At 57.7% G+C, this 25,330-nt stretch carries 26 protein-coding genes; 15 read left to right on the plus strand and 11 right to left on the minus strand.

Features of this window, described 5'->3' with window-relative positions; genetic code table 11:
* Window positions 1-3: 3 nt before the first annotated feature.
* The 5 genes from exbD (at window position 4) to WDN02_RS02680 (ending at window position 3,629) form a co-directional block, all read left to right on the plus strand.
* Complete coding sequence (exbD, locus tag WDN02_RS02660) at window positions 4-462, plus strand: TonB system transport protein ExbD (RefSeq protein WP_337292035.1); 459 nt, start codon at window positions 4-6, stop codon at window positions 460-462.
* Window positions 459-1,283: a TonB family protein gene (locus WDN02_RS02665; protein ID WP_337292036.1), complete on the plus strand. Its 825-nt coding sequence runs from the start codon at window positions 459-461 to the stop codon at window positions 1,281-1,283. The genes exbD and WDN02_RS02665 overlap by 4 nt, the downstream gene beginning before the upstream one ends.
* A gap of 134 nt (window positions 1,284-1,417) precedes the next feature.
* Entirely contained in the window at window positions 1,418-2,296 is an 879-nt protein-coding gene (locus WDN02_RS02670) for a 3-hydroxybutyryl-CoA dehydrogenase (RefSeq protein ID WP_337292037.1), read from the plus strand.
* Window positions 2,297-2,514: 218 nt separating this feature from the next.
* Window positions 2,515-3,084 carry an HNH endonuclease gene (locus WDN02_RS02675; protein WP_337292038.1) on the plus strand — a complete coding sequence of 190 codons (570 nt, stop codon included), beginning with the start codon at window positions 2,515-2,517 and terminating at the stop codon, window positions 3,082-3,084.
* A 227-nt stretch (window positions 3,085-3,311) separates the two neighbouring features.
* Window positions 3,312-3,629 (plus strand): hypothetical protein, encoded by a 318-nt coding sequence (locus WDN02_RS02680; protein WP_337292039.1) that lies wholly within the window; start codon window positions 3,312-3,314, stop codon window positions 3,627-3,629.
* A gap of 80 nt (window positions 3,630-3,709) precedes the next feature.
* On the opposite strand, the gene WDN02_RS02685 is transcribed toward WDN02_RS02680, so the two are convergent.
* Window positions 3,710-5,029, minus strand: coding sequence for an ImmA/IrrE family metallo-endopeptidase (locus tag WDN02_RS02685; RefSeq protein WP_337292040.1), 1,320 nt, complete (start codon window positions 5,027-5,029; stop codon window positions 3,710-3,712).
* A 1,137-nt stretch (window positions 5,030-6,166) separates the two neighbouring features.
* Here WDN02_RS02685 and WDN02_RS02690 point away from each other — a divergent pair.
* Entirely contained in the window at window positions 6,167-6,706 is a 540-nt protein-coding gene (locus WDN02_RS02690) for a hypothetical protein (RefSeq protein WP_337292041.1), read from the plus strand.
* A 62-nt stretch (window positions 6,707-6,768) separates the two neighbouring features.
* Here the strand turns inward: WDN02_RS02690 and uvrA are convergent, their stop codons facing one another.
* The 4 genes from uvrA to WDN02_RS02710 form a co-directional block, all read right to left on the minus strand.
* Complete coding sequence (gene uvrA, locus WDN02_RS02695) at window positions 6,769-9,318, minus strand: excinuclease ABC subunit UvrA (protein WP_337292042.1); 2,550 nt, start codon at window positions 9,316-9,318, stop codon at window positions 6,769-6,771.
* Window positions 9,319-9,564: 246 nt separating this feature from the next.
* On the minus strand, window positions 9,565-10,485 hold the full coding sequence (locus WDN02_RS02700) for an NADP-dependent oxidoreductase (protein ID WP_337292043.1): 921 nt from the start codon (window positions 10,483-10,485) through the stop codon (window positions 9,565-9,567).
* Window positions 10,486-10,511: 26 nt separating this feature from the next.
* Window positions 10,512-11,417, minus strand: a complete 906-nt coding sequence (locus tag WDN02_RS02705) for an alpha/beta hydrolase (RefSeq protein WP_337292044.1) — start codon at window positions 11,415-11,417, stop codon at window positions 10,512-10,514.
* A 110-nt stretch (window positions 11,418-11,527) separates the two neighbouring features.
* Entirely contained in the window at window positions 11,528-12,349 is an 822-nt protein-coding gene (locus tag WDN02_RS02710) for an alpha/beta hydrolase (protein ID WP_337292045.1), read from the minus strand.
* 450 nt (window positions 12,350-12,799) lie between these two features.
* Between WDN02_RS02710 and WDN02_RS02715 the strand changes: the two genes are divergently transcribed.
* A complete protein-coding gene (locus tag WDN02_RS02715; protein ID WP_337292046.1) occupies window positions 12,800-13,363 on the plus strand; it encodes a hypothetical protein in 564 nt (187 codons plus the stop codon).
* Between the two features lie 324 nt (window positions 13,364-13,687).
* On the opposite strand, the gene istB is transcribed toward WDN02_RS02715, so the two are convergent.
* The 3 genes from istB to WDN02_RS02730 form a co-directional block, all read right to left on the minus strand.
* Window positions 13,688-14,500 (minus strand): IS21-like element helper ATPase IstB, encoded by an 813-nt coding sequence (gene istB / locus WDN02_RS02720; protein ID WP_337292047.1) that lies wholly within the window; start codon window positions 14,498-14,500, stop codon window positions 13,688-13,690.
* Entirely contained in the window at window positions 14,490-16,019 is a 1,530-nt protein-coding gene (istA, locus tag WDN02_RS02725) for an IS21 family transposase (protein ID WP_337294846.1), read from the minus strand. The genes istB and istA overlap by 11 nt, the downstream gene beginning before the upstream one ends.
* 88 nt (window positions 16,020-16,107) lie before the next feature.
* Window positions 16,108-16,377, minus strand: a complete 270-nt coding sequence (locus WDN02_RS02730; protein WP_337292048.1) for a hypothetical protein — start codon at window positions 16,375-16,377, stop codon at window positions 16,108-16,110.
* Between the two features lie 202 nt (window positions 16,378-16,579).
* Here WDN02_RS02730 and WDN02_RS02735 point away from each other — a divergent pair, with 202 nt between their 5' ends.
* From WDN02_RS02735 to WDN02_RS02745, 3 genes are all read left to right on the plus strand, one after another.
* Window positions 16,580-16,837 (plus strand): hypothetical protein, encoded by a 258-nt coding sequence (locus tag WDN02_RS02735; protein ID WP_337292049.1) that lies wholly within the window; start codon window positions 16,580-16,582, stop codon window positions 16,835-16,837.
* Window positions 16,838-17,084: 247 nt separating this feature from the next.
* Entirely contained in the window at window positions 17,085-17,447 is a 363-nt protein-coding gene (locus tag WDN02_RS02740) for a hypothetical protein (protein WP_337292050.1), read from the plus strand.
* 9 nt (window positions 17,448-17,456) lie between these two features.
* Window positions 17,457-17,687 (plus strand): hypothetical protein, encoded by a 231-nt coding sequence (locus WDN02_RS02745; protein WP_337292051.1) that lies wholly within the window; start codon window positions 17,457-17,459, stop codon window positions 17,685-17,687.
* A 44-nt stretch (window positions 17,688-17,731) separates the two neighbouring features.
* Here the strand turns inward: WDN02_RS02745 and WDN02_RS02750 are convergent, their stop codons facing one another.
* From WDN02_RS02750 to WDN02_RS02760, 3 genes are all read right to left on the minus strand, one after another.
* The gene (locus WDN02_RS02750; protein WP_337292052.1) at window positions 17,732-18,034 is read right to left on the minus strand and encodes a hypothetical protein; all 303 of its coding nucleotides are present in this window, start codon (window positions 18,032-18,034) and stop codon (window positions 17,732-17,734) included.
* Between the two features lie 433 nt (window positions 18,035-18,467).
* Window positions 18,468-19,133 carry an SOS response-associated peptidase gene (locus WDN02_RS02755; protein WP_337292053.1) on the minus strand — a complete coding sequence of 222 codons (666 nt, stop codon included), beginning with the start codon at window positions 19,131-19,133 and terminating at the stop codon, window positions 18,468-18,470.
* A 2-nt stretch (window positions 19,134-19,135) separates the two neighbouring features.
* Window positions 19,136-20,074: a lipase family protein gene (locus tag WDN02_RS02760; RefSeq protein ID WP_337292054.1), complete on the minus strand. Its 939-nt coding sequence runs from the start codon at window positions 20,072-20,074 to the stop codon at window positions 19,136-19,138.
* Between the two features lie 147 nt (window positions 20,075-20,221).
* Here WDN02_RS02760 and WDN02_RS02765 point away from each other — a divergent pair, with 147 nt between their 5' ends.
* From WDN02_RS02765 to WDN02_RS02785, 5 genes are all read left to right on the plus strand, one after another.
* Window positions 20,222-20,425 (plus strand): hypothetical protein, encoded by a 204-nt coding sequence (locus WDN02_RS02765; RefSeq protein WP_337292055.1) that lies wholly within the window; start codon window positions 20,222-20,224, stop codon window positions 20,423-20,425.
* Window positions 20,426-20,956: 531 nt separating this feature from the next.
* On the plus strand, window positions 20,957-21,448 hold the full coding sequence (locus WDN02_RS02770) for a hypothetical protein (protein ID WP_337292056.1): 492 nt from the start codon (window positions 20,957-20,959) through the stop codon (window positions 21,446-21,448).
* Complete coding sequence (locus WDN02_RS02775; protein WP_337292057.1) at window positions 21,445-22,188, plus strand: TnsA endonuclease N-terminal domain-containing protein; 744 nt, start codon at window positions 21,445-21,447, stop codon at window positions 22,186-22,188. The genes WDN02_RS02770 and WDN02_RS02775 overlap by 4 nt, the downstream gene beginning before the upstream one ends.
* A complete protein-coding gene (locus WDN02_RS02780; protein WP_337292058.1) occupies window positions 22,185-24,206 on the plus strand; it encodes a hypothetical protein in 2,022 nt (673 codons plus the stop codon). Before WDN02_RS02775 ends, WDN02_RS02780 begins: the two co-directional genes overlap by 4 nt.
* Window positions 24,206-25,330: a TniB family NTP-binding protein gene (locus tag WDN02_RS02785; protein WP_337292059.1), complete on the plus strand. Its 1,125-nt coding sequence runs from the start codon at window positions 24,206-24,208 to the stop codon at window positions 25,328-25,330. The genes WDN02_RS02780 and WDN02_RS02785 overlap by 1 nt, the downstream gene beginning before the upstream one ends.

Raw genomic sequence — 25,330 nt, forward strand, 5'->3', positions numbered from 1 at the left:
CCGATGGCCGTCAAACTCTCGACGAGCGACGACACGCTCGAGGAAAATCACGACATCAACGTCACGCCTTTCATCGACGTGATGCTCGTCCTCCTCATTATCTTCATGGTCGCAGCGCCGCTGTCGACCGTCGATATCAATGTCGATCTTCCGGCTTCGACCGCGCAGCCGGCGCAGCGCCCGGACAAGCCGGTCTTCGTCACCATCAAGCCCGACCTTACGGTCGCTGTCGGGGATGCGCAGGTCAGCCGCGACGGATTGGCGGCGGCTGTCAGGGCGGCGACCGGCAACGATACGCAGCAGCGGATTTTTCTGCGCGGCGACAAGACCATCGCCTACGGCAATATCGTCGACATGATGAATGTGCTGCGCAAGGCCGGCTATCTGAAGATCGCGCTGGTCGGTCTCGACGCCTTGCAGGCGCCTGACGAAAACGGGACCGCGCCGGCCTCGACGCCATGAGTTTCGCCCATACCATCCTGCCGCCGAAAGAACATTCCGGCTGGCATCGCTGGGGCATTGCGGCGCTCATCGTGATCGCCATTCATGTGGCGATTGTCGCCATCTATCTTGTGACGCGGCCCGAGCAAAAGCCGCCGGGTGCGCCGCCGGATGCGGTGATGATTGATCTCGCGCCGATCGCCGTCGCGCCGCCACCGCAGGATGAGGTCGATACACCGCCGCAGCCCGATCAGGTGCAGCCCGATACGCCGCCACCACCGAGCCCGGTGATTCCGCCACCGCCGGATCAGCCGCCGCCGCCGACAAATGACACGAATGCGCCGGTTGAACCTGACGTGCAGGAGGCACCGCAGGCGGAAGTCGTGATGTCCGCACCGCCGCCTCCACCCCCGCCGAAGCCGGTCGTCGAAAAAACAGAGAAGCCGCCCAAGCCGACGCACCACATGCCAAAACCGCAGCGGCGGATTAAATCGACACGCTCGGATCTCCGCCATGCCCAGTCGCAGGCCGCGCCCATGGCCGGCCTGAGCGGCGCCGCCGTCGCTGACTGGAAAAGCGAGATCGTCATGCGGATCATGAGCGAAAAGGAATACCCCGAAGAGGCGCGCGCGCAGGGGACCAACGGCACGGCTGTCGTTGCGTTCTCGGTCGGTGCCAGCGGCGGCATTCGGAGTGTACGATTGGTGCGCAGCTCCGGGTCTTCGATCCTCGACCGGGCCGCGGTTGAAACCGTGCGGCGCGCGAACCCGGTGCCTCCAGCCCCGGCCGGGGTACCAGGCGGATCGTTTACCGTACCGCTTCGTTTCAGCGTCGGCCGCTGAGCAAACACTGTCATCTGAACTTTGACGCGACACGTTAAACGAGCTTAAGTCCCCGTGAGGATCGCGGCTTGCTGCTTGCAAGGATCGACCCGACACGAAGGCTTTGTCGCCGGCTTCTCCTTGGATGGGACCTCATGACTGAAATCACCAAAATCGGAGTCATCGGGGCGGGTCAGATGGGCGCAGGGATCGCACAAGTTTGCGCGGTCGCTGGCCTCGATGTCGTCCTGAACGATGTCACCGAAGAGCGGATCGACCACGGCCTCGCGACGATCAGCGGCAACCTTGCCCGACTTGTCGAGCGCAAGCAGATCGATGAGGCGGCCGTGCAGACCGCGATGAGCCACGTCGGACGCGCGACGGCATATGAAGAATTCGCAGATTGCGATCTGGTCATCGAAGCCGCCACTGAAAACGAGTCGGTCAAGCAAACCATTTTTAAAAAGGCGTCGGCGGTGCTGCGGCCCGGCGCGATGCTGGCGACCAACACATCATCGATCTCGGTCACGCGTCTGGCGGCCTCAACCGGGCGGCCGGAACAATTCATCGGCATTCATTTCATGAATCCGGTGCCGCGGATGCAACTCGTCGAATTGATTCGCGGCATCGCCACGGATGAAACGACCTTCACCGCCGCCAAACAGCTCATCGCACGGCTCGGCAAAACGGCCATCGTCTCGGAAGACTTCCCCGCCTTCATCGTCAACAGGATTCTTTTGCCGATGATCAACGAGGCGATCTACACTCTCTACGAAGGGGTCGGCTCGGTCGAAGCCATCGATACCGCCCTGCGGCTTGGCGCCAACCATCCGATGGGGCCGCTGCAACTCGCCGATTTCATCGGCCTCGACACCGTCCTCTCGATCATGCAGATTTTGCACGAAGGACTGGCCGATTCGAAATATCGCCCCTGTCCGCTGCTGGTGAAATATGTGGAAGCCGGTTGGCTCGGCCGCAAAACACAGCGTGGCTTTTACGACTATCGCAGCGGCACGCCGGTGCCGACGCGCTAAGCCGGCATCGGCGGCTTGGCTGTTCCCTTCACAGACCCGTCATGCGATCGTGACACACAGTTGCGGGCTGATTTGCGTTAATGCGTGAGGTGATTTAGAGGAGTTTCGGCAGTTTGCGTGAAATGGCGCAGCGCCGCTGAGAGGGATTACAAAGTCGGGGTATTAGCTAGGTAAGCGTCGAAAGTCAGAGTTTTGCCGCTGGCGGATGAGGTGCCAGTTTGACGATCCACTGCCAACCCACGGTTTCGCCGGAAGGTTGTCCGGCTCTCGTGCTCAACGCCGATTTCCGGCCGCTGAGCTATTATCCTCTGTCCCTCTGGTCGTGGCAGGACGCCATCAAGGCTGTGTTCCTCGACCGCGTCAATATCGTCTCCCATTACGATCGGACCGTCCGCAGCCCCAGCTTCGAAATGCGGCTGCCCTCCGTCGTCTCGCTCAAAACCTATATCAAGCCATCACGTCATCCGGCTTTCACCCGGTTCAACGTATTCCTGCGCGACCGGTTCTCTTGCCAATATTGCGGGACGCGCGAAGAACTCACCTTCGACCATGTCGTCCCGCGCTCGAAAGGCGGCATGACGACGTGGGAGAATGTCGTCGCCGCGTGTTCGGTCTGCAATCTCAGAAAAGGCGACCGGCTGACGAACGAAGCGCATATGTGGCCGGTCCACAATCCCTACCAGCCGACGGTCGCCGATCTGCACCAGAACGGCCGCGCATTCCCGCCTAACTATCTGCACGAAAGCTGGATGGATTATCTCTATTGGGACTCGGAACTCGAGCCCTGATTGGCGCGTGGCTTTGTGTGGTTGTGGTTCACCCCAATTCATTGTCAAAACCGCATTCTCATTGTCACGCCCACCCCAAAAAATTGTCACGGAATTCCGAGTCCAACGCCTGAAATAAAGTCACCGCATTCAGACTTGACGCGCTAAGTATCTGAACTAAATGGGAGAGTGGCGCTAAGAGCATTAACGGAACATTTAGGCCGTAGTCCTCTGAAAGGAGAAGCCTAATGACCCCCAATAAAGAGAACAACGAAGACCGTGACGCGATTCTCGCGGCATTTTTGGACGAATGCCCGGAGCCCTCCCCGGCGCAGATCGCGGAGTGGCGACAGCGTCACCCTCAGTTCGCCGCAGACATTATGAATCTTGCGGCGGACCTCTACGCTCTCGCAAACGCCCGCGAGAACCAGCCGATAGACCGGACGGTGGAAAGCGCACGCCGCGACGACGAGGCGGCTCTGGAGTCCTTTCAGAAAAAGCGGCGACGCATCGAGGAGTGCCTGAACAACCCTGCGCTCGGACGCTATAAAAGCGGCGACGCGTAAGAGGCGACGGGCGTCACGGAGGCTGATCCCTAGGCTCCATAAGCGCCTCTGTCCACATTGGTCGATTGCCCTCTCTTAAACTATTCGGCTAGTCCGAGGGCACGCGCCTTTTGCCGTAATTCTTTGTATCTGGACGGCATCTCCATGAAACCCTCGAGGCTCGCTTTGCCGTAGGCCGGGTCGGAATTGTGGAAAGACCTGAAAAGTTCTGCGAGCCGCTTGTCATCAATAAGCCCGGCGATCCTGCATCGATTAGCAATCGCCTGCAGGCTGACACCATACTCTTCCTTCAAAGGGATGAGGGCTTGGATCGTGATATCGGCTGCATTTCGAAAGCGCCTCCGAACAATATCAGTAGGAATTAGGAACGCGCCCGCGAAGTGATCCGCGCTCGTTTCCGAAATGTCCGGAGCCAAAAGGTGCGCGAGTTCATGGGCGAGAGTGAATCGGCGGCGCTCGATTGGCCACCGCCGACCTACCACGATAACCTGCGTCTTCGGCCGATCGCCCTCATTGATCCGCATGGCGAAGCCATCGCCATTGCCCATATCGAGAAGCAAGACTTTTGTTCCCCGATTTTCAAGCTCCAACGTAAGGCTTCTAATTGGCGCATCGCCCAGCCCCCACATCGACCGAACATCCGTGGCAGCCTTCTCGGCCTCCTCCACGGTTCCCATCGATATAGTCCCTAGGGGTGCTATAACCCCGCCGAGTTTCTCTTCGAGCTGCAGACATTCCTGAGCGTAATCAATTGCTTGGATCTCAATCCAGCGGAGCTGCTGAGACGTCAATAGATGCCCGTTGCGTGGACTGACATCGATTAGATATAAGTCGCGCCTGTTGAAGAGATAGCCCTGAGAAACGGTGAGCACTCTCGACAACGCCGCGGTCATCTGATTGTCAGGATCGACGACGTCGTCTTCGAGCTCTCGTATGAATTCTGGGCTTCGTTCCAGAGCAAGCGCGGTGAGCACCGCACTCTCGCTAAGGCCCTGGCTCTCTCTGGCAGCTCTTAGCCGGGCACCAAACGTATTTTGCCAATCACGCTCAATTGGACCGCTTTCGGATGCGCTTCGAGAAATCAAATCAACGAGGACGCCTTCCCCGCGGTCGCCAGAGCCACGTTGTTTTTGGGATAATCTCTGCTCGGCTGCGCGCAGCGACTTGATGGCTATAGAGTACGCCTCTTCCTCAGACTTCTGCTTTTGCTCGGACAGCGGAACGATCTCCCGCTCATTCTGCAAGAAGATCATATCGGCTGCTAATTCCATTATTTCAGTAGCAAACTCCGGGTAGCGCACCCGCCACTTTGCGATTTCACTGGGAAGGGGAACGGGGCAGGCTTCAAGGAAAGCGGACAATACGGAGTCTTTGTCGCTCGAAATTAAGGTATCTGTCATACGACCTGATCCATATCGAATTTTGAAGAGGTTTAAGTTACGAAGGACTTTTGCCACCTTCTAACTTGGCGAACGCTCGCCCCTGTCGCTAACGCGATCTCATCTTGCGCATAGCCCCTGATCGTCATCTCGAGAGTCAGCCGGCGCCCCGCGTGCGCCTCCGCCTCCGTCATGTTTTCTAGATCGATAATCCAAATTAGGCGGTCCTCGTTTCGATCTGGGGATCCCCTGTGGTGACCTTTAGGACTGCCATCTAAATCGACTTCAAAATTCTCTCCTAAATCCTTTAGTGCTGTGTACCGCCGGTCGTACTGGAGCTGCTTTCGAAAAGCGTCCACGCACCTGTTCTGAATCGTTCTTCGAAAATACGTCCTAAGCGACTGTCCGTCTTCGCTCTCCGGATCCAGCAACGCATCATGGATGCTATTTCGCGCCAGGTGTTTACTCTCGGCGACGCTGTTGCGGAGATCTCCATAACCCAAATTCTCCTCGAGCAATCGCTCAATTAGTAGAAGGATGTATTTTTCGATCTCCCGAACCACCTTGGGATCGGACGATGGTGACCGTGTATCATAGACCGCGACAAATTCTTCCGGCCTAAATTCATGGATTGCTCGACGTGTGATTATGTCTCGCCAAGCGGCTACATTAGATAGTGGGGGTGCTGCCATGGATCCAAGGCTTACGAAAAGTGGGGGGTGGTTTTGATGCGGTGGTTGTACTATGCGGCTGCATCGAGAATGAGTGAACCGCTCTCTCGACGGCACGGGACGCTTTCACTCAAGCAGCATCGAACTTTCTCCAACCGCAAACCGAACGTTGCAGTTAAGCTCGCGAAGATAAGAAAATGGCAAAGCATCGGCATCCTGAAACAGAGTAAGTATATCCTTTAGATCACGGCAGAGCGGATTGCTTGGGAAGACGAGCTGAAGTGTCATAGACCGGCATGTAGGCTAAGAAAGACACGCGCAGGGGTCTTTCAAGAAAAAACATCCCATTATCCAAACGCACGGCCTCCCGAGCCACTTAAGTCAATTCGGTAGTTGGGCGCCTCCTCGGCAGCAGCTTTTTGGACGGACGGCTCACTGCACGTGGACTAAATTATATGATGCTGACACAGCGAACAGGTGAGGGAATATGTTTGAAGGGTGGTCAGATTTTTATGTAATGATTGGCGGCGCAGCGGCTGCACTTATCGGCTTGCTGTTCATCGTGGCGACACTGAGCGCCGATAAGGATATTGAGAATCCTTTACGCGGTTATTCTGTCTATGCGACTCCGACAGTATTTCATTTGGCTGTCGTTTTAATAATCAGCGCGATGGCGGTGGCTCCGCACTTGCCCCGGCTCATAGTCGCGATCATCGCCGCGGGCTGCGGAATAATCGGACTGATATACTCCGGCTGGGTCACTCGGCAGTTTATAAGCGAAGACCCACCGCCCGGCTTCGTGGCAGCCGATCTGTGGCTTTATGGGGTGCTGCCGATAACAATGTACCTGGGATTTGAAATAGTAGCCGCGTTAGTCGCTGTTCCGATGGATGTAGCGCCTTATCTCTTCGCGTTGGCGACGATCGGCCTCCTGCTTATTGCGATAAATAATGCCTGGGATTTAGCTAGCTGGCTGTCTCATCCTACAAAGAAGATCGCTTCAAGAGGTCAACGGCGGGGAAAATGAAAAACTTCAGCGCTTCGTCGATTAGCTTAATCGCGGTCTTCGCCGTTTACAGACTGCAAATTTCAATTCTGGACCTTCGAACTTAAGCGAGCAAGATAAGGGGCGGTTTGACTATGGGAGCTTGTCGCAACTTCGACAGGTGGCCCCACCGCCACCAGTTTCCCTCCTTCGTCGCCCGCGCCGGGTCCCATATCGATCACCCAGTCAGACGCGGCCACGACATGCATGTCATGCTCGACAACGATCACGGTGTTTCCGGATTGCACGAGGCCGTCCAGTTGCTTCATTAGCTTCTCGACGTCCGAAGGATGCAATCCAGTCGTTGGCTCATCAAGGATATACAACGTATCTCCGCGTTGCATTCGCTGCAGTTCCGTCGCGAGCTTGATCCTCTGAGCCTCACCGCCGGAGAGTTCGGTGGCAGGCTGACCGAGACGGACATAGCCCAAACCAACCTCCCTAACGACGCCCAATGAACGACACAACGCGATGTCGTCTGCGAAAAACTCGTAAGCATCATCGACCGTCATTGCGAGCACGTCAGCGATCGACTTGTCTCGAAGTTTGATCTCAAGTGTTTTATCGTTATAGCGCGCACCATGACAGGTCGGACACGGCGCGTAGACACTCGGAAGAAAAAGCAGTTCGACGCAGACGTAGCCTTCTCCTTGGCAAGTCGGACAGCGTCCTTTGGCTACATTAAACGAAAATCGACCCGCATCATAGCGACGGGCACGCGCACCTTTGGTCGCTGCAAACAGTTTGCGAACTTGATCGAACAAGCCGGTGTAGGTGGCGAGATTGGAACGAGGTGTCCGTCCGATCGGTTTCTGATCGACTATGACAAGGCGTCGCACTTTGTCCATGCCCTCTACAATCTCGCCGCGAGAGGTCTCAATTGCCGAGTGCTCAGGCTCTTCGGCGCCGTCGATCGAGGGCTCGACGGAATGACCGAGTTTTTCCGCGACCGTTTCCACGAGAAATTGGCTCACCAAACTTGATTTGCCCGATCCAGAAACACCCGTCACGCTTATGAATACGCCGAGCGGCACATCAACATCCAAGCCATTTAGATTGTTGCGCGTGACATCGCGCAGGCGCAGCCATCCCTTTGGCGTGCGGGGTGTCCTGGCCGCTGGACCGTTCTTCTCGAAGAGGTAGCGCCGCGTTTGCGAACGCTCCACATGCCGCAACCCGTTCGGCGGACCGTTATAAAGAACAAACCCGCCCTGCTCTCCGGCATCCGGGCCGATATCGACGATCCAGTCCGCGTGGCGGATCACATCGAGTTCGTGCTCGACGACGAAGAGTGAGTTACCTGAGGCTTTCAACCTGTCGAGAGCCCTTAAGAGGGCCTCGGTGTCGGCAGGATGAAGACCGGCGGACGGCTCATCAAGCACATAAACGACGCCAAACAGATTGGAGTGGACTTGCGTCGCGAGGCGCAGCCGCTGAAGCTCGCCGGGTGAAAGCGTTGGCGTACTGCGCTCGAGCGTGAGATAGCCGAGGCCGAGATCCAAGAGCACATCAAGACGCGCCGTGAAATCCTGGGCAATTCGCCGAACGACGATCGCCTTCTCGGGATGCAGTGCCTCATCCTTTCGGGATGAGCCCCGACCGATTGCATAGGGACGAAAGAGATTTGCTAATCGCTTGAGCGGCACTCGCGAAATCTCGGCAATGTCCATTTCGGCAAATTTCACGGACAAGGATTCACGACGAAGGCGCTTGCCGTGACAAAGAGGACACTCGCCGACTAGCATGTACCGGGCGACACGCTTTTTCATCATAGCGCTTTGTGAATTCGCAAAGGTCTGCATTACGTAACGTTGAGCGCTCGTAAAAGTACCCTGGTAACTCGGCTCCTCCTTTCGTTTCAATGCCCGCTGAACTTCCGTGGCGTTATAGCCGGCATAGACCGGTACCGTGGGCTGCTCATCGGTAAACAGAATCCAGTCGCGGTCCTTTTTCGGCAGATCGCGCCATGGACGATCAATATCGTAGCCGAGCGTCACTAGGATATCGCGCAGGTTTTGGCCTTGCCATGCGCTCGGCCACGCCGCGACCGCTCGCTCACGGATCGTCAGCGAATCGTCGGGAACCATGGATTTCTCGGTCACCTGATATATGCTTCCGAGGCCATGGCACTCGGGACACGCGCCCTCAGCAGTGTTCGCAGAAAATGATTCCGCGTAAAGCAGTTTTTGGCCCCGTGGGTAGTCGCCCGCACGCGAATAAAGCATCCGCAGGAGATTGGAGAGCGTCGTGACACTGCCGACGGACGATCGTGCAGTCGGTGCGCCCCCCTGCTGCTGCAGCGCCACCGCCGGCGGCAACCCGTCGATTTGATCCACCTCCGGAATTGCCATCTGATGGAAGAGTCGCCGCGCATAAGGTGACACCGACTCGAGATATCGCCTTTGCGCCTCCGCGTAGAGAGTCCCGAACGCCAGCGAGGACTTACCGGATCCCGACACTCCCGTGAAAACCACGAGGGCATCCCTTGGAATGTCCAGGGAAATATTCTTGAGATTGTGCTCGCGGGCACCGCGCACCTGTACGAAGCCTTTGGCTTGAAAGGCGGAAGCGTTTGGAGAGGTTTCCTTGGCCATCGTGGTTATGGATCTCCTAAGCACGAATTAAGGCGCGTTCCAAACCTCGCTCAGACGGTGGATAGGATGTTGATCGGGCGCATGCCCTGAGTCTATTCTCAATTCGAGGAACCTAGAACGTCCCCCAATGACTCTTGTGCCGACGCTCGATCATCGACCGCGCTACCACACCGCCGTCACATGGTACCAGCGCGATTGATATTGCGAGTTCAAGCTGCTCTCAGAGAAAACCTTTACAATAAATCATCAAGGCACGAGCACAATCTTGCCGCGCGTGTGACGCCGTGCGAGATCGCGATAGGCCTCGCGCACTTCGTCCAGGGGATAGGCCTTGGCGATCGGAATCTCTAGCCGCCCAGCGTCTATCAGGCCGGCTAGTTCCGCGAGCACTTGGGCGTGCGCCGCCGCGCTGTTGGCATCGGTCTTGACGCCGTACTTCGCGGCGGCCGCAAAATCGATAATCGTGTCGATTCGATCGGGCGCGACGCCGAGTTGGAGCGCCAGCTCGACATAGCCGCCGCCAAAGGTGTCAATGAAGGCATCCACCTTTTTGCCGGCCGCAGCGCGAATCCGTTCCGCGACGCCATCTCCGTAGGCGACAGGAATCACGCCGTGATCTCTAAGCCAGGCATGGTTCTCGGTGCCCGCAAGACCCAGAACCTTGGCGCCTGCAATCCTGGCCAATTGAACAGCAATCGACCCCACACCGCCTGCGGCGCCGGAGACCACCACGGTGTCGCCTGTCTTCAGAGAAACCGCGCGCACGGCGGCATAAGCGGTCGTCCCAGCGACAAACAAAGCACCCGCCTGCTCCCATGAGACATGCGCCGGGCGAGGGACGATATGGTCGGCGTCCACGACGACCAGTTCGGCTTGGCTAGCACGATTATTGGTGAACCCGATAATCTCGTCGCCGACTGCGACATTCTTGACGGCGCTGCCGACTTCCTCGACGACACCGGCAAGGTCGCTGCCCTGGCCCGACGGAAACGTCGCGGGCCATCGTTCGGCAAAAGCGCCTTCGCGAATGGAGGCCTCGCCCGGATTGATACCGGCAGCCTTGACTCGGACGAGGACCTGATCAGGCCCGGGCGCCGGGCGGTCGACCTCCACAACATGCAGGACGTCGACACCACCGTATTTATCGAATCTCACAGCGCGAGGCATGGAATTTTCCTTCAGATTTTGCGCCTTCAGTTTTGGACGAAAGCCAGGAGATCGGGGTTAATGACATCGCCATGGACGGTGAACATTCCGTGGGAATACCCCTTATAGACCTTGAGTTTCGCCCCTCTGACGAGTTTAGCCGATAGCACGCCTGAATCGCCGATCGGCGCTATTTGGTCGTCGTCGCCGTGCATCACAAGTGTTGGAACATCGATGGCTTTGAGGTCCGCGGTGAAGTCTGTCTCGGAGAAAGCCTTGATACATTCATACTGGGCATTAGCCGCACCCATCATGCCCTGGCGCCAAAAGTTGTCGACGACACCGTCCAAGGTTTTGGCGTTCGGGCGGTTGAAGCCGTAGACCGGCATCGGAAGATCGCGATAGAACTGGGCGCGGTTTGCAGCAAGCTGCTTTCGCAAGTCATCGAAGACTGCGATGGGCGTACCGCCAGGATTCCCGCCGCTCTTCACCATAATCGGCGTAACAGCGCTGAGAAGTACCGCTTTGGCGACGCGCCCCCTGCCGTGACGCGCGACGTAACGAGCTACCTCGCCACCACCTGTGGAGTGACCGATATGGATGGCATCCCTTAGCCCCAGTGCAGCAGTGAGTTCCGCGACGTCCGAAACATATGTGTCCATATCGTGGCCGCCCGAGGTCTGGCTGGACCGGCCATGCCCCCTGCGATCATGGGCAATCACGCGGTAGCCGTGCCGCAGGAAGAGCAGCATTTGCGCGTCCCAGTCGTCCGCGCTGACCGGCCAGCCATGGTGAAACACGACAGGCCGGCCGCGACCCCAATCCTTGTAGAAGATCTCCGTTCCGTCCTTGGTCTTGAATAGCTTTCCCGCTTCCGGAATTGCGGCAAGTGCCGGATTAAGCTGTAGGCCAACCAGTGCGCCGGCGGCGGCTACGCCCCCAGCGCCAATCACAAAGTCCCTTCGTGACGCAAGCAGGAGGGCCGAGTCTTTTCTAAGCATCAAGATGTCTTTCAGCTCGAATCGGCCGGCGTGACAGGAGTGTTCGCGCCGGCCGGGTGCCCTCAGTCCTTGATGAAGGCCAACAGGTCCGGGTTGATCACGTCGGCATGAACCGTGAGCATGCCGTGCGGATATCCGGGATAGACCTTTAGAGTTGAGTTCTTCACCAGCTTTGCCTGGAGCAGGACGGCATCCATGTAGGGCACGATCTGGTCGTCATCACCCTGGGTCACGAGGGTCGGAACCTCGATCGCCTTCAGATCCTCCGTCTGATCTGTCTCCGAGAAGGCCTTGATCCCTTCATAATGGGCATTGGCAGCACCCATCATCCCCTGGCGCCACCAATTATCGACGACGCCTTCGATGACCTTCGCGCCGGTTCGGTTGAAACCGTAGAACGGGATTGGAAGTTCGCGATAGAATTGTGACCGGTTAGCAGCAAGCTGCGCGCGCAGTCCATCGAATACTGAAACAGGGGTCCCGTCCGGATTCTTATCCGTCTTGAGCATCAATGGCGGCACTGAGCTGACGAGGATCGCTTTGGCGACGCGGCCCTTGCCGTAACGCGCGACATAACGGGCGACCTCGCCGCCGCCGGTGGAATGACCGATGTGGATCGCATTCGTGAGATCCAAAGCATCGACGACCGCCGCGGCATCCGCGGCATACGTGTCCATGTCGTGGCCAGCCGCGGTCTGAGCGGAGCGCCCATGGCCGCGACGGTCATGGGCGATGACCCGGTAGCCGTGCTGCAAGAAGAACAGCATCTGGGCGTCCCAATCGTCCGCGCTTAAAGGCCAGCCGTGATGAAAGACGACCGGCTGGCCTGAGCCCCAGTCCTTATAGAAAATCTCGGTTCCGTCTTTGGTTTTGACGAAAGGCATATGTTTCTCCGATTACATCAAGTGCTGTGAAGAGGAGTGAAGGCGGAGCGCACGTCGGCTCTCGGCAAACCGAAGATGTCATATTCCAAAGCCCGTCGCTATCAGGGCCGTGGGGTGCCCGCACATTCATGACGAAGGGCAAGTAGTCGTCAGTCTGATTCTGGCAGGGCCACCGATTCCAAGACACACCCTCCGTGCAATTGTAGCGAACGAAGACGTCATATCGCTTCCAAATTCGGTCGCAGAATTGTTCGATCGCACGATGGCATGTGGTATGCGACCATCCTCGCCGAAAATGATTTGCGTGCGATACGCAAGCGGATAACCGTTTTTGGAAGCCGCCGAAGACCCACGGGGTATAGGTCGGCGCACGTCTGAACAGATGGAACAATCTCGTCGATCGGATGTCCCTCTCGCAATGAAGACGCTTCCAGAGATGGAGATACAGTAGTGAGCACCGAACCGAACCAGTCTGAGTTTCAACCTCGCCTTCTTGCCGAAAGCACAGCCAAGTTCCACATCAACGCACCCACCGCGGCCATTGACATCACCGACTGGCTATACAATGTCCCCGAGTCCGAATACGCCGCCTGCACGCCGATCTCCAAAGCACATGTATCTGCTGGTTTCACCACCAGCCCCGATGGCAAGCCGATGTCGATCAACGTCGAGGACATCGGCGGGGCGCTCATTGTCGAGCATTACAACCCGGTGATTTCGGAAAAGCTTCATTGCCGCGTCGAATCCGTCTCCACGCTTCTCATCGGCCGCATTTACACCACGGCGCGTGTCACTTGGGAACTGATCGCAACCCCCAAGAGTGGTACTCACCACGAGTTTACCAATAACGTCTGGGTTCATACGACCGAGAAATACGATCAGTATCTTGAGGCGCTCAGGATTCCCTACGAAGAAGCAAGGCACCGATTCCAACTGGCAATCGAGGCTCACAACGCGGAAGAAACTCCGTATTTCGCCGCTGGGATCGAGAAAAAGGCCCTGAAAAAAAGCTAGCTTCGCGTCCCGCTTTTCACGGCGCAGCGTTACTTCGACCTGGAGATAGTCGGAGTCTGTTTAACCCCTGGAGGGGGATCGACTCAAAATTCTTCTGTGAGGCTCAGATCCCCTCCTATGGCTCCAGCCCGTCCGACGCGGATCATCGATGGCGTCGTCGTTGACAATTGTGACCGCCGAGCCATGATCGCAGATACACATCATCACTGCTCGGGGAACTCGTTGGCGACCGGTCCTCTGAGCTTGTTGGCATCCGACAAACAATAGTCTGTTGATTTGCACTGAGAGTTGACCCGGCGTTTCCACTGAGAACTGACCCGCCTGTTATGTATTTTTCGGATCAGGTGCGATGGTCAAGTTTCTATTTTTCTCCTTCTTTGTTTTGGCCGCATGTGCCGAGCTGTTTTTGAACCGGAAGCTGTCGTTTCCGGTTTCAAGGATGTGACAATGGTGGGTCAGGCGATCGAGTAATGCGGTCGTCATCTTGGGGTCGCCGAACACGCTCGCCCATTCACTGAAGCTGAGATTGGTGGTGATGATAACGCTGGTGCGCTCGTGGAGCTTGCTCAAGAGATGGAAGAGCAGCGCGCCGCCGGATGCACTGAACGGCAGGTAGCCCAACTCGTCCAGGATGACGAGGTCGGAGTGGATGAGACGATTTGCGATCTGTCCGGATCTGCCCTGTGCCTTTTCCTGATCGAGCGCATTGACCAGTTCAACGGTCGAGAAGAACCGAACACGTTTGCGGTGGTGCTCGATGGCTTGCACACCGATGGCGGTTGCGAGATGGGTTTTCCCTGTACCAGGGCCGCCGACCAGAACGACGTTGTTGGCTTCATCAATGAACTCGCAGCGATGAAGCTGGCGCACCAGCGCCTCGTTGATCTCGCTGCTTGAGAAGTCGAAGCCATTCAGGTCGCGGTAAGCTGGGAACCGCGCCGCCTTGAGCTGATAGGCCACCGATCTCACCTCCCGTTCAGCTGTTTCGGCCTTCACGAGCTGAGACAAGATCGGGATGGCGGCCTCAAAAGCCGGCGATCCCTGTTCGGTCAGCTCGCCGACGGCGTGGGCCATGCCGTGCATCTTGAGGCTCCGGAGCATGATGATGATGGCGCCACTGGCAGGATTATGAGGCATGGCGCGCCTCCGCTGTTTCCCGCAAGGCGTCGTAGCGTTCGACATCGGCCCTCGGCTCATTGGTAAGCCTCAAAGCCTGAGGCGCATCGACGCTCGGGGGAACGACAGGTTTGCCGTCGATCAGCCTGTGAAGCAGATTCAGCACATGCGTCTTCGTCGGAACACCTGCTTCCAATGCCAGCTCGACGGCCGAGAGCACAGCCTGTTCGTCGTGCTGGAGGACAAGCGCCAGGATGTCGACCATCTCACGATCACCGCCTGGCTTCCTGAGAAGCTGCTGTTGCAATGTCCTGAAGGCATCCGGGAGTTCGACGAAGGGAGCGCCGTTGCGAAGCGCGCCGGGTTTGCGCTGAAGGACAGCCAGATAATGGCGCCAGTCGTAGACCGTCTGGCCTGGCCCATCGTGAGAACGGTCGATGATGCGGCGATGCTCGCAGATCAGTTGACCTTCGGCGGCGACGACAATCTTCTCCGGGTAAACCCGCACGCTCACGGGGCGGTTGGCGAAGGAGGCGGGAACGCTGTAGCGGTTGCGCTCCAGATGGACGAGGCAGGTCGGGGAGACCCGTTTGGTATATTCCACAAAGCCGTCGAACGGGCGTGAGGCCGGCATGAGAGCCGAGGCTTCCTCGGCCCAGATATCGGCGATCGTTCCATGCATTCTCCCGTGCGATGTCTGTCCCCAAAGCTCCTTGCAGCGCGCCTCCAGCCATTCGTTCAGCGTATCCAGGGAGGCAAAGCGCGGGATAGGCTGCCAGAGCCGATGACGGGCATCCTGGACGTTCTTTTCGACCTGTCCCTTCTCCCAACCCGACGCCGGGTTGCAGAACTCCGGTTCGAAGAGATAGTGACTAGCCATCGCCAGGAAGCGCGCATTGATATCGCGCGCCTTTCCACGCCCGACCTTGTCGATGGCAGTCTTCATGTTGTCATAGATGCCGCGTCGGGGCACGCCGCCGAAGACCTGGAAGGCGTGGTTGTGGGCGTCGAACAGCATCTCGTGTGTCTGCAGAAGATAGGCCCGCACGACGAAGGCCCGGCTGTAGCTCAGCTTCGTATGGGCTACCTGCAGCTTGGTGCGTTCATTGCCGATGATCGCCCAGTCCTCGGACCAGTCGAACTGGAAGGCTTCGCCGGGTTCAAACGCCAGCGGCACAAAAATCCCACGCCCCGACGTTTGCAACTCCCTTTGCCGAGCCTCTCGCCAATCCCGGGCGAAGGCCGCAACCCGACTGTACGAGCCGTTATAACCGAGGCCGATCAGGTCGGCATGCAACTGCCCCAGTGTGCGCTTCTGCTTGCGCGGCTTGTTCGCCTCCGTTTTTAGCCACGCCGACAATCGGTCGGCGAAGGCGTCAAGCTTGCTTGGCCGCTCCGGAACCTTAAACTTCGGCTCCACATCGCCGGACCGCAGATATTTGCGGACCGTATTCCGCGACAAGCCAGTCCTGCGCGAGATCTCCCGGATCGATAGATGCTCTCGAAAATGCCAGCGTCTAATCACGCTCAATAACGCCATGTCGATCACTCCATTGCCCCCGCCAAAATCAAGCAGGGGTGGTTCGAACATGGGTCAATTCTCGATGGAAATATCCCTCTTCGCCGGGTCAGCTTTCAGTGCAAATCAACATAGGGCTAGTCGATTTTGCGAATGTATTGGCCAGTAAATCGTGTGTACATTTTTGACAAAGATCGAAAGACCAGCGAACCCCATCGCCGATAAACTGGCTCCCGTAACCGCCTATGGCCTCGCAGGATAAGAACTCCAGCGCCTCCATCTCGTCGGCGAATTTTTCTTTAGGATGATATGTCGCCTGACAGCGATCGCATGTGATCGTGACCAGCTGAGCCTTTTGTTCCGGCACTATCTTGCGCATTTGCTGATCTCGACGAGGCGATGTCGCGCATATCTCTCTCCGTAAACTTGACCGCCGCACATGTTCCTGTTATGTTCTAAGGCGGATGCGGGCCGCAGTCAATCACGTGCCGAGGAGATTTAATGGCCGCCGGCTTGTCGGTGTATTCGACAAGGCGGCATGTGATTGACTGCGTAGAGTATGCGTACATCCGAGGTAAGTGATGAGTGCCATTACCTATTATGTAGCACTGCCGTTTACGCGCAGCGAAGACGGAGACATGGTCGCCGGGATCCCGCATGAATGTTCATCGCCCTTGAATGCCATTCATGCCGCAAGGCGACTTGCGTCGAGTGGTGTGGGTGCAATCGCCTTTTCCCGCAGCGGCGATCCGCAGACCGGAGAATTTACGGACGCTATTGTTCTCCATACTTTCGGTCAAACCTTATCGCTTGACGATTTGGTCGACGCCCATGGATGATCTTTCTCCGCCAGAGGATTTTCTCGAGGGCTACCGAGCCATTCCGCTCGAGAAGATACCCGTGCCAATCCCAACCGATCTGATGATCCGGTGGACCATGGAACATGGTAGCATGTGGGACCTGTTCGAAATCGTGCGTCGTGTACGCACGCGATGGGGTTATTACGCTGCAGAAGCCACGTGGGATAAACTGCTGAGCCGATGATCGAAGCCTAAGGACGAAGCGAAGCAAATCACCAGGTGAGTCATGGACGGTCAGTATCTTTACTTGGCTACTTTAGTCGCTATGGGCACTGGCCTGGCGATCTACTCCCGCTACAATCACAGAAAAAGCAAAGCGAGATATATCAAACTCAAAAAGGCGAAAGAAATTGACGCGCTAGTGTCAGATCCGCGCGATCAGTCGCTGACGCCGGAGAAGAAGGCGCTGTACGACGCCATCAAGGAAAAGGCGGCCGAGCTCGAGGTGCTTTATGAGAACCTGCCAGATAGCCGCTACAAGGCCGTGGCGCTGAACGATCTCGAAGCCTCGGTGATGTGGATCATAAAGGAGCTGACCGCGCTCCGTGAATCAACCGGTCGGCTTGCACCTGAGCGTTGCGCATTTTAATTTGACCGAATGAGCGACGATCGCAACCTTCCAGATACGATGGCAGACCCCGGAACCGGCAGCATCTTGCGTCGCGATGTGCGACCGTTCATCGTTTCCTATGGCGGCCAGTCTACCACGGTTGATCTGCCTGGGTATTATCCAGACGGGGAAGGTGACGGCGTCCTGATTGGCGGGGACATGCGCGCCGCAGGCGAGGCGCTGAAAAAATTAAAGGTGGCCAAGCACAACCTGAAATAGATGCGTTTTGCGTCGTTCACATGCCTGTGATTCTGGGACAATTTCTAAAGATCATTCGCGATAGAGGGGTGTGGCCATGCCCAAATGCGGCGTTCGATGCCGGCCTTGATCCGATCGTCAAACTCCTCCTCCTCTGGCATTGGCTCGCCCAGCACGTAATGCGTGTTGAGTGTGCGCGCCCAGCTTTTATCCGGTGCCATCTCCACGATCTGCGTCGTCAGCGTCCGGCGGCCATCCTGGATTCGCGGGTGACCGGTCACCGTCCCGACCAGCACGGCGTTCGGATCGTTGGGCAAGGTCACGAGGCGCCAATTTTCGAGCCTGACTTCAGGATGGTCCGCCTTCATGGCTCTTACTTCGCAAGCTCGCGCAGGGCATTGCGATGTTTGCGCGCGACCTTTCGGCCGGCCGTCATTTGCGGCTGGAAATCTGGCTCGTCGGGTGGCGAACGCACGCCGCTAGGCACTGGAAGTTGAGATGCTGACCGACCGCCACGTGCCACGTCGCGCATCTCTTCGCGCGAGTCCTCAGGAGAAGTCTTGGTCATCATGTTTATCCGCCGCCGATCTATACCACTGCGACGTTACCATGGAACATTCTGGCAATAAAACTCCCAAATGGGTTCTCACATGCCGGAGCTTATCTTGATGCGAGCTAACTTTTTGATTTTGCGGGGGGGGGAGGACGCACAAGGATTCGAATCTTGGACCCGCCGATTAAGGGTCAGCGCCAGCACTTGAGGCATGGAGCGCCGCCACGACAGTGCATGCGCACGTAAAATCACGGCTGATCCTCCTGCACCCCACTCCTCACGATCCGTAACGCTCCGTCCGGCAAAGGCCGCTGCAGCGAAAGCGCTTCATTGATCGGCGCAGCCATCCATAAATCGATTTCCTCGGGCGTCGTGAGGATAGCCGGCATGGCCTTCTCATGAACGGCGAAAACATCTGCATTCGCTTCGGTCGTGAGAAAGCCAAATAATTCATGCTCGCCTTCCACCGGATTTTTCTGAGTCCCGCGGACGCCGCGCCATTTGCACCACAAGCCTGCGAAGAAAAACAATGGCCTCTCCTCGCTGAACGCAAACCAATGCCACGTCTTTTTGCCCGTCACGGGATCGGCATGCGTTGACGGCTCGCAAAAGCTCGTCGCGGGCACGACACATCGATTGGTCCACCCGGTCCATGGCCGCCAATGCGGAGAGCCAACGTTGCGGACATTCGTCACGCCGCGATCAATGCCTTTCAGGACAGAACGCGGCGTGGGCAAACCCCAGCGCAACATGACGAGTTCGCGTTCGCCATCCTCCGCTTTGCGCACGACCGGCGCCATCATATCTGGAAAGATCGCGGGCATGGGCGGAAGGTTGCCGGTGCGGTCGTGCATCGCACGCGCCGCGGCGCGGATCGCGGCTTGACCCTTAAGTTCACTGTAAAGATTGCACATCTCTAAGCTGAGGCGTGGCCACCGATGTTGGGACCCACATCAGCATTAGCGTCCCACGCGCATCCCTTGTCGAGCGGAAATGCAGGGTGGATTAGGTGGAGATACGTCATCATAGAATGGAGGCACGTAACCGACTTGTTCACCCACTTACCTGAATAGAGTTCCTCGACTTTGTCCACGTGCGCGAAGCCTATAGTGGGAAGGTGCGTGACTATATCCCGAGCGATCGCTATGCGCCAGGAATCCGCCCCGAGCTTGTCGAATGCGGCGACAAAGGTGCTGTCGCCCACCAGAGGAGACGCGAACGTATAAATCCTTGGCACATGAACGTCGGCCGTGTTGGCGTTCTTAGCCACATATAGCGTTGCCAGTGCCGACCCCAGGCTATGTCCGGTAACTTCCACTGAGGTCACAGTTGGGGCAACCGCTTCAGCATGATCTTCGGCTTTAGGCGCAGCCGCGATGGCATGTTTCTGCACAGTCTCGGCAACTTGTTGGGTGAAGGGCTTCATCGCTTTCGCGGCAGCCGCAAACAAGTCCGTTGGTGTGGATTCTCCTTCTTCGATCACACGCATGGTCTCAAAGATGCGATTAAAGCCGTAGCCGACGTTGCCGAAGCCGGGCAAAGGCGTGCTTGCCACCGAAGTGATGTCGTCAATCCATTCCTCAAGGCTCGTCGGCTCCGTGCCGCGAATGGCTAGAACGAATCTCGTAGGGTCATTCGTGCGCTGCACTATCAGACCGTAAAAACGCCAGGTGCTGCTATTGAGTATGAAATCCTGCATCTGCACCCAGGCAATGAACTTGAAGCCAGGAGGCAACTGGGCGCAGGGCGGTGTGAGGTTGTTCGGGTCGCCGGCCATTGAATACGCTGCGTTGATGAGCAGGCCGTATTCCATCGCGGCGCTAGGACTGAAAGATTGCAGATTGCCATCGGTCATTGAGAAACGCCTTTCGTAAAAACTCAGCGCCTATTGGCTACGAGCCATACTTGAACCTTGCGCGACGGACCGCTGAAAAGGACTCGACTCTCCACAAAAGCCGTGACATTTTCCTCAAGAACACATCATGAACACGCGAGCGCGAAAATGCAAGCACGACCGGCAAAAGACGCCAGGGCGAACGAAGAAGATTTGTTCAACGAAGGCGTAGAGGAAATTCTTGTCGAGCATGGCGGCGACGCACGAAAAGCTATTCGCGCGCTGTTGGCGCAGATTTCCTATCTGGAAATGGCGCGCAATCGGGCCATCGAACTCACATCCTTCGGCTATGCCCGCGGCAAGCTTCAATGACCGATGGTCCATGCGCCGCGCACTAAAGAAGTTTACGATTGGACGCTCTACGAGGTGTCGCGCTGCGCCACGCTGCATTTCGAATGCCGGCACTGCTGGAAAATTTCCCAACTCTACGCCGAGCTCCTGATCGAAAGGTTCGGGCCTGAAGCAACGCTGCGTGAGATCGTTCCGCTCATGCGTTGCAGACGATGCGGCAGACGACAGGCGCGGGCGCTCGTCCGACTTTTTGGTCGGCGAGGCGTCAGGGCATGGCGGCCGTATCCGCCGGAAGGCGGCAGATAGCCGTAGCCTGTACTCTGGCTACCCTTCAGGCCCCCGTGCATCACGGGCAATTTCAAAAATCTCTCCGAGTACATGTCCGCTTTTCCGCGCCTCAAACGATTCAATGGGTGCGAGGGATCGAAAGCCTTCTGCTCAAGAAGGCAAACGAGCCCTCTCGCTCGTCGACGCGGAAAACAATTTGCGGAGCCATGTCCGCTTTTCCGTCCGGCAGACGATTCATGAACAGTAGCCGCAAAGGAATACGCCATGAACGAGCATGTCAGACATTACCCCAAATACAATGAACTGATCACCGACGATCTCAAACCCTACGGCATATCTCGTACGTCATTTCGTCCTCGCCGCATCGCTGAAAAGGTACTCGACGTGCTCGCGCGTCTTCCGCTGTCGCGTCCATTCGGGCTTAGCATCGTTGGTAACCTGACCAAGAAGGTGATTGCGCAGGGGGCCGACGAACACAAAGGAGAATTTGGAGTCAAGCTGCCGGGTTCCGCAGGCGTGGATATTAGCTTTGTCGAACTCGACGTCATGGCAATAGACGACCACTCGGCTCACACCGGGCAGCCCATTCTAACGACCATCTGCGATGCTGCATCGGGCGTATTCATCGCGTACACCATTGGTCTCACTTTGTCGTCCCCCGAAGCGATCATCGTCGCCCTCCAGGACCAGGTGTTCCCGCGTCCCTACACCGGCGCGCCGGTACATCTCGATCTGGACTTGGGAGGCGCTGCGTGACCCGCCGTCTCCCCAAGCAAGGCTCCATCCGCAACGTCGTTACCGGGCGCAGCGATGGCTACACGGGCCGCGTTCCCTTCGCGCGTTTGCTCACGACGTGCGCATACGAATCTCTGCTTTCGGGCGACTTTCTGGTCCAGACCGCAGCGTTTGAACCCGACGTCACGGGGATCGATTCCGAGCCGTTTCGCATTCATCTGTCTACCGATGACGGCGAAACGCTCTGGACGCCCGATTATCGCATTATGAGGGCGTCCGGCAGTCGGGAGATCGTCGAGGTTAAGCCCGTCGAAGACGTTCATCCCGAGCGCGCGAGAATCCAGCGCGGCCCCCCGGATGAACTAGCCCACCGGATGCGCGAAGCGGCAGCGCGCTTTGCGGCGATGGGCCGGGCGGCAAGTGAACTGGGCTATCGGTTCCGTCTCCTTACGGAGGACGAGATCCGGATAGAGCCACGGCTGAGCAATGCCATGCTTATCCTGCGCTACGCGGGCCAACGCTTTCCGTCGTCTTGGCTGATGCAGGCGAGGGTCGCATTGGCCACGCAGGCCGTCTTTAACGTCGACGGCCTGCAAGCGTACCTGTCGCCAAACATTGATGCATTTCCCCTCGCACTTCATCTCGCATGGCTCGGCGAACTCGAGTTCGATCCGACCCGGCCTTTCTCGCGGGGCAGTCGGTTTGTCCGTGTTGGGCACCGGCTCCTTGATCCCACTTTTGCTTCGAGGGCTAATTCATGACCGAACATACTTTGCGTCTGAAGGCCAACGACCCGGTTCGAATCGACGGACGCCCCTTCATCGCCGGTCCCGTCGGGGAGAATGGCCGCACCTTCACCGAGAAAGCGACCGGTAACCAGATCGTCCTATCCAATCCGGCCCAAATCCGCATGGCGTACGAGGGGCGGATTTCGAGCGAGGCCATGTGGCGGGCTCTCACCCCCGCCGTCCGGGAAGCAGTCGAAACTGATTGGGACGCGATGCTGCCCGGCGATAGAGAAGCCGCGAAGTTTCGCTATCGTTTTGTTCGTCGCGTGGCTGAGCTTCCGGCAAACAAACGGAATCGAAAAAGCCACATCCAGACCGCCATCGACGAAGAATGGCCGGAAGATCCGAGCCAGGGATACAAACCGACCGTGAGGTCCGTACGGCGTTGGACCAAAACTTACCTCGCCGCCGGCAAAGATATCCGCTCGCTCACAAGCCTCGCTTTCCGTCGCGGACGCGGATCTCAATTGCCCGATTGGATTCGCGAGGAAATCAACAAGGCGATTGACCAAGTCTACGCGACGCAGCCGCCGGGAACTCTCGCGCTGACGCGCGAGCGCGCCGTCGACTTGATCAGAGCGCGCGCCAAAGGCGAGGGCCGCAATCTGCCGGCGCGCGCCAAAGGCCAAATCGACGTTCTCGGCATCAACGTGATCTCTAAGGTTCTGGCGGGTCGTGATCAATACGAGATTCTCGTCGCCCGCGAAGGCCGCGTCGAGGCTGACCGTCAGTTCGAAGCCGTCGTCGAAGGGCCGCAGGGAACGTACCCACTTGAGGCGGTGGAAGTCGATCATACGCCACTCGACATCATGGTCGTCGACGAGAAAAATCGTACGTTGCTCGGCCGCCCGTGGTTGACGGCCCTCATCGACCGCTATTCGCGTTGCATCATCGGCTTTTCCATTTCCTTTAACCCGCCGTCGTGGGTATCCGTGATGGAAGCGTTGCGTCATGCCGTCAGCACGAAATCGGATTTCCTGACTGAACTCGGCGGCATCACATCAGATTGGCCGTGCCATGGCGCACCAGACACACTCGTCTGTGACAACGGGCGTGACTTTCATTCGACAAGCATGGAGGAAACCGAGGCCGCTCTCAATATGCGCATCCTCTATTTGCCGAGAAAGAAAGGCGCCTTGAAGGGCAAAATCGAGCGGTGGTTTCGTTCGCTAGAAGAGCGCATTTTTCACACGATCCCGGGAACTACCTTTTCGAACGTCGTGGCCCGTGGTGATTACGACTCCGAAGAAGCCGCAGTCATGACTTTGGTGCAAGCGCGCTGGATTACCGCAAAGTGGATCGTCGACGTCTATCATCAGAAGCAGCACTCTAAAACAGGAGAAGCTCCTGCCGATCGCTGGAAGCGTGGCATTTTGGCTTGCGGCGAAAAATTGCCGCCCCCGAAAGGCTTGCTGGTCCCACTGACGGGCATGGTGATTCCTGCAACTTTATCCCGCGAAGGGATCAAATTCAAAGGGCTCGTGTGGAACTCAAATGCGTTCTCGCTCCTGCGCACACGCATCGGGACAGATGCCAACGTTCTTGCCCGCATCGATCCTTTGGATCTCCAGCACGCGCATGTGCAGGATTCGGAAAAACGCGGCTGGATTGAAGGCGATCTCGTTACGAGCTGCGTCGAAGCCGGCCTCACGCTGCACCAATATGAGGTGATTCGGAAGCGCGCGCGCGAATTGCGCGAGCCCGATGAAGATCGCCTTGAATCGCTCTCTCGTGCCCGGCGCGAGATTTTCGACTTTGTCGAGGACATCGTCAAAGGAAACAAGAAATCGAAGGCCGGCAAGCGGTTTGCGCGCTTTTACGCCGACGGCCGCAAGCCGGCTGAACACATCGCCCCAACCATCGTCGATCCCCTCAAAAGCGCGTCGCCCCTGGGACAACATCCCATCGATCCGCCCAAACCACCTCCACCGCCGATCGAACCGCTCGACGAAGGCGACATCGAACCCTTAACCGTGAGGAGACGCGACTGATGAATATGCATACCTCCAAGAAAAATGTCCGTCTCACTTTCTCCGAGATGACCAACCAAGAGCGCCTGGCCCATCTCGGAGGCTTTCAGGCCGACACCGCGCAGTTTCTCGACGCTAAGGCGTCGGTCATGCGCCTCTATCGCGGCTGGCAAACCATGCCCGACGGCCATCTCCTCGTCCTGGGAGGTGACTCGGGCGTGGGTAAAACGAGGGTCATAGACGATATCATTCAAGACCTCGAGGCCGAGTGGAAAGGCATAGTCACGGACGGGGTCAACGTGATTACTGAGCCCCAGGGTCCATTGCCACCGACCGTCGGCGTCACGAAGGAAGGGCCGTCTGGCTTGGTGCGGCCGGTTCTCAAAGTCCTGGTCGAGCCGAAAGCGCGCGCAAGAGGTTTTCTCCGCGACACGCTTAAGGCGCTTGGTGTCCGCAGCGGCACACATGACACGTTCGGCGAATTGATGGAGCGGCTCCAAGTTCACGTCGTCGGGCAGCAGGTGCGGCTTCTCGTCCTGGACGAAGTCCACCATGTTGTCGAAGGACACGGCCCGACAACCGCCTATGAGGCAGTCGAGGTCATCAAAATGCTGCTGCTCCAGGCGCGCGTCCAGATCGTTTGCGTAGGCCTGCCTGTCGCTGAGACGATCGTCGACAGAAATCCGGAACTGCCTCGCCATTGCCGCGGCCGCATCAAGATGGCGCCGTTCCCAGCTGAGTTCGGTGCGAGAGCCGACTACATGCGTTTTCTCAAAACTCTCGCATGGGAATTGCCCTTCGACATTGCGCCGAACATAACGGATGCAGATACCGCGCTGCGTATCCACATGGCGACCGGCGGGTTCATCGGGCACATCACCAATCTTCTGCACGCAGCCAGCGAAATTGCCATCGAACGCGATTTTGAGGGAATCCCTAAGACCCTCTTGGCAGAGGTTTATGGACGAATTTCGGGCGTGCCGGCATCCGAGAATCCTCTTGCCCTGGACATCGTCGACGACGCGGCAGTCGCAAGGATTCGGAAGCGCTGGGGCGATCGGCGCAAGGTCGGCGACGAAACTATTCGCGATGACAAGACTTCGACCAAGCCAAAAAAGACCAAGCCCGATTTCTCCAAGCGCTAA

It is taken from the genome of Methylovirgula sp. (assembly GCF_037200945.1).
GTDB lineage: Bacteria > Pseudomonadota > Alphaproteobacteria > Rhizobiales > Beijerinckiaceae > Methylovirgula.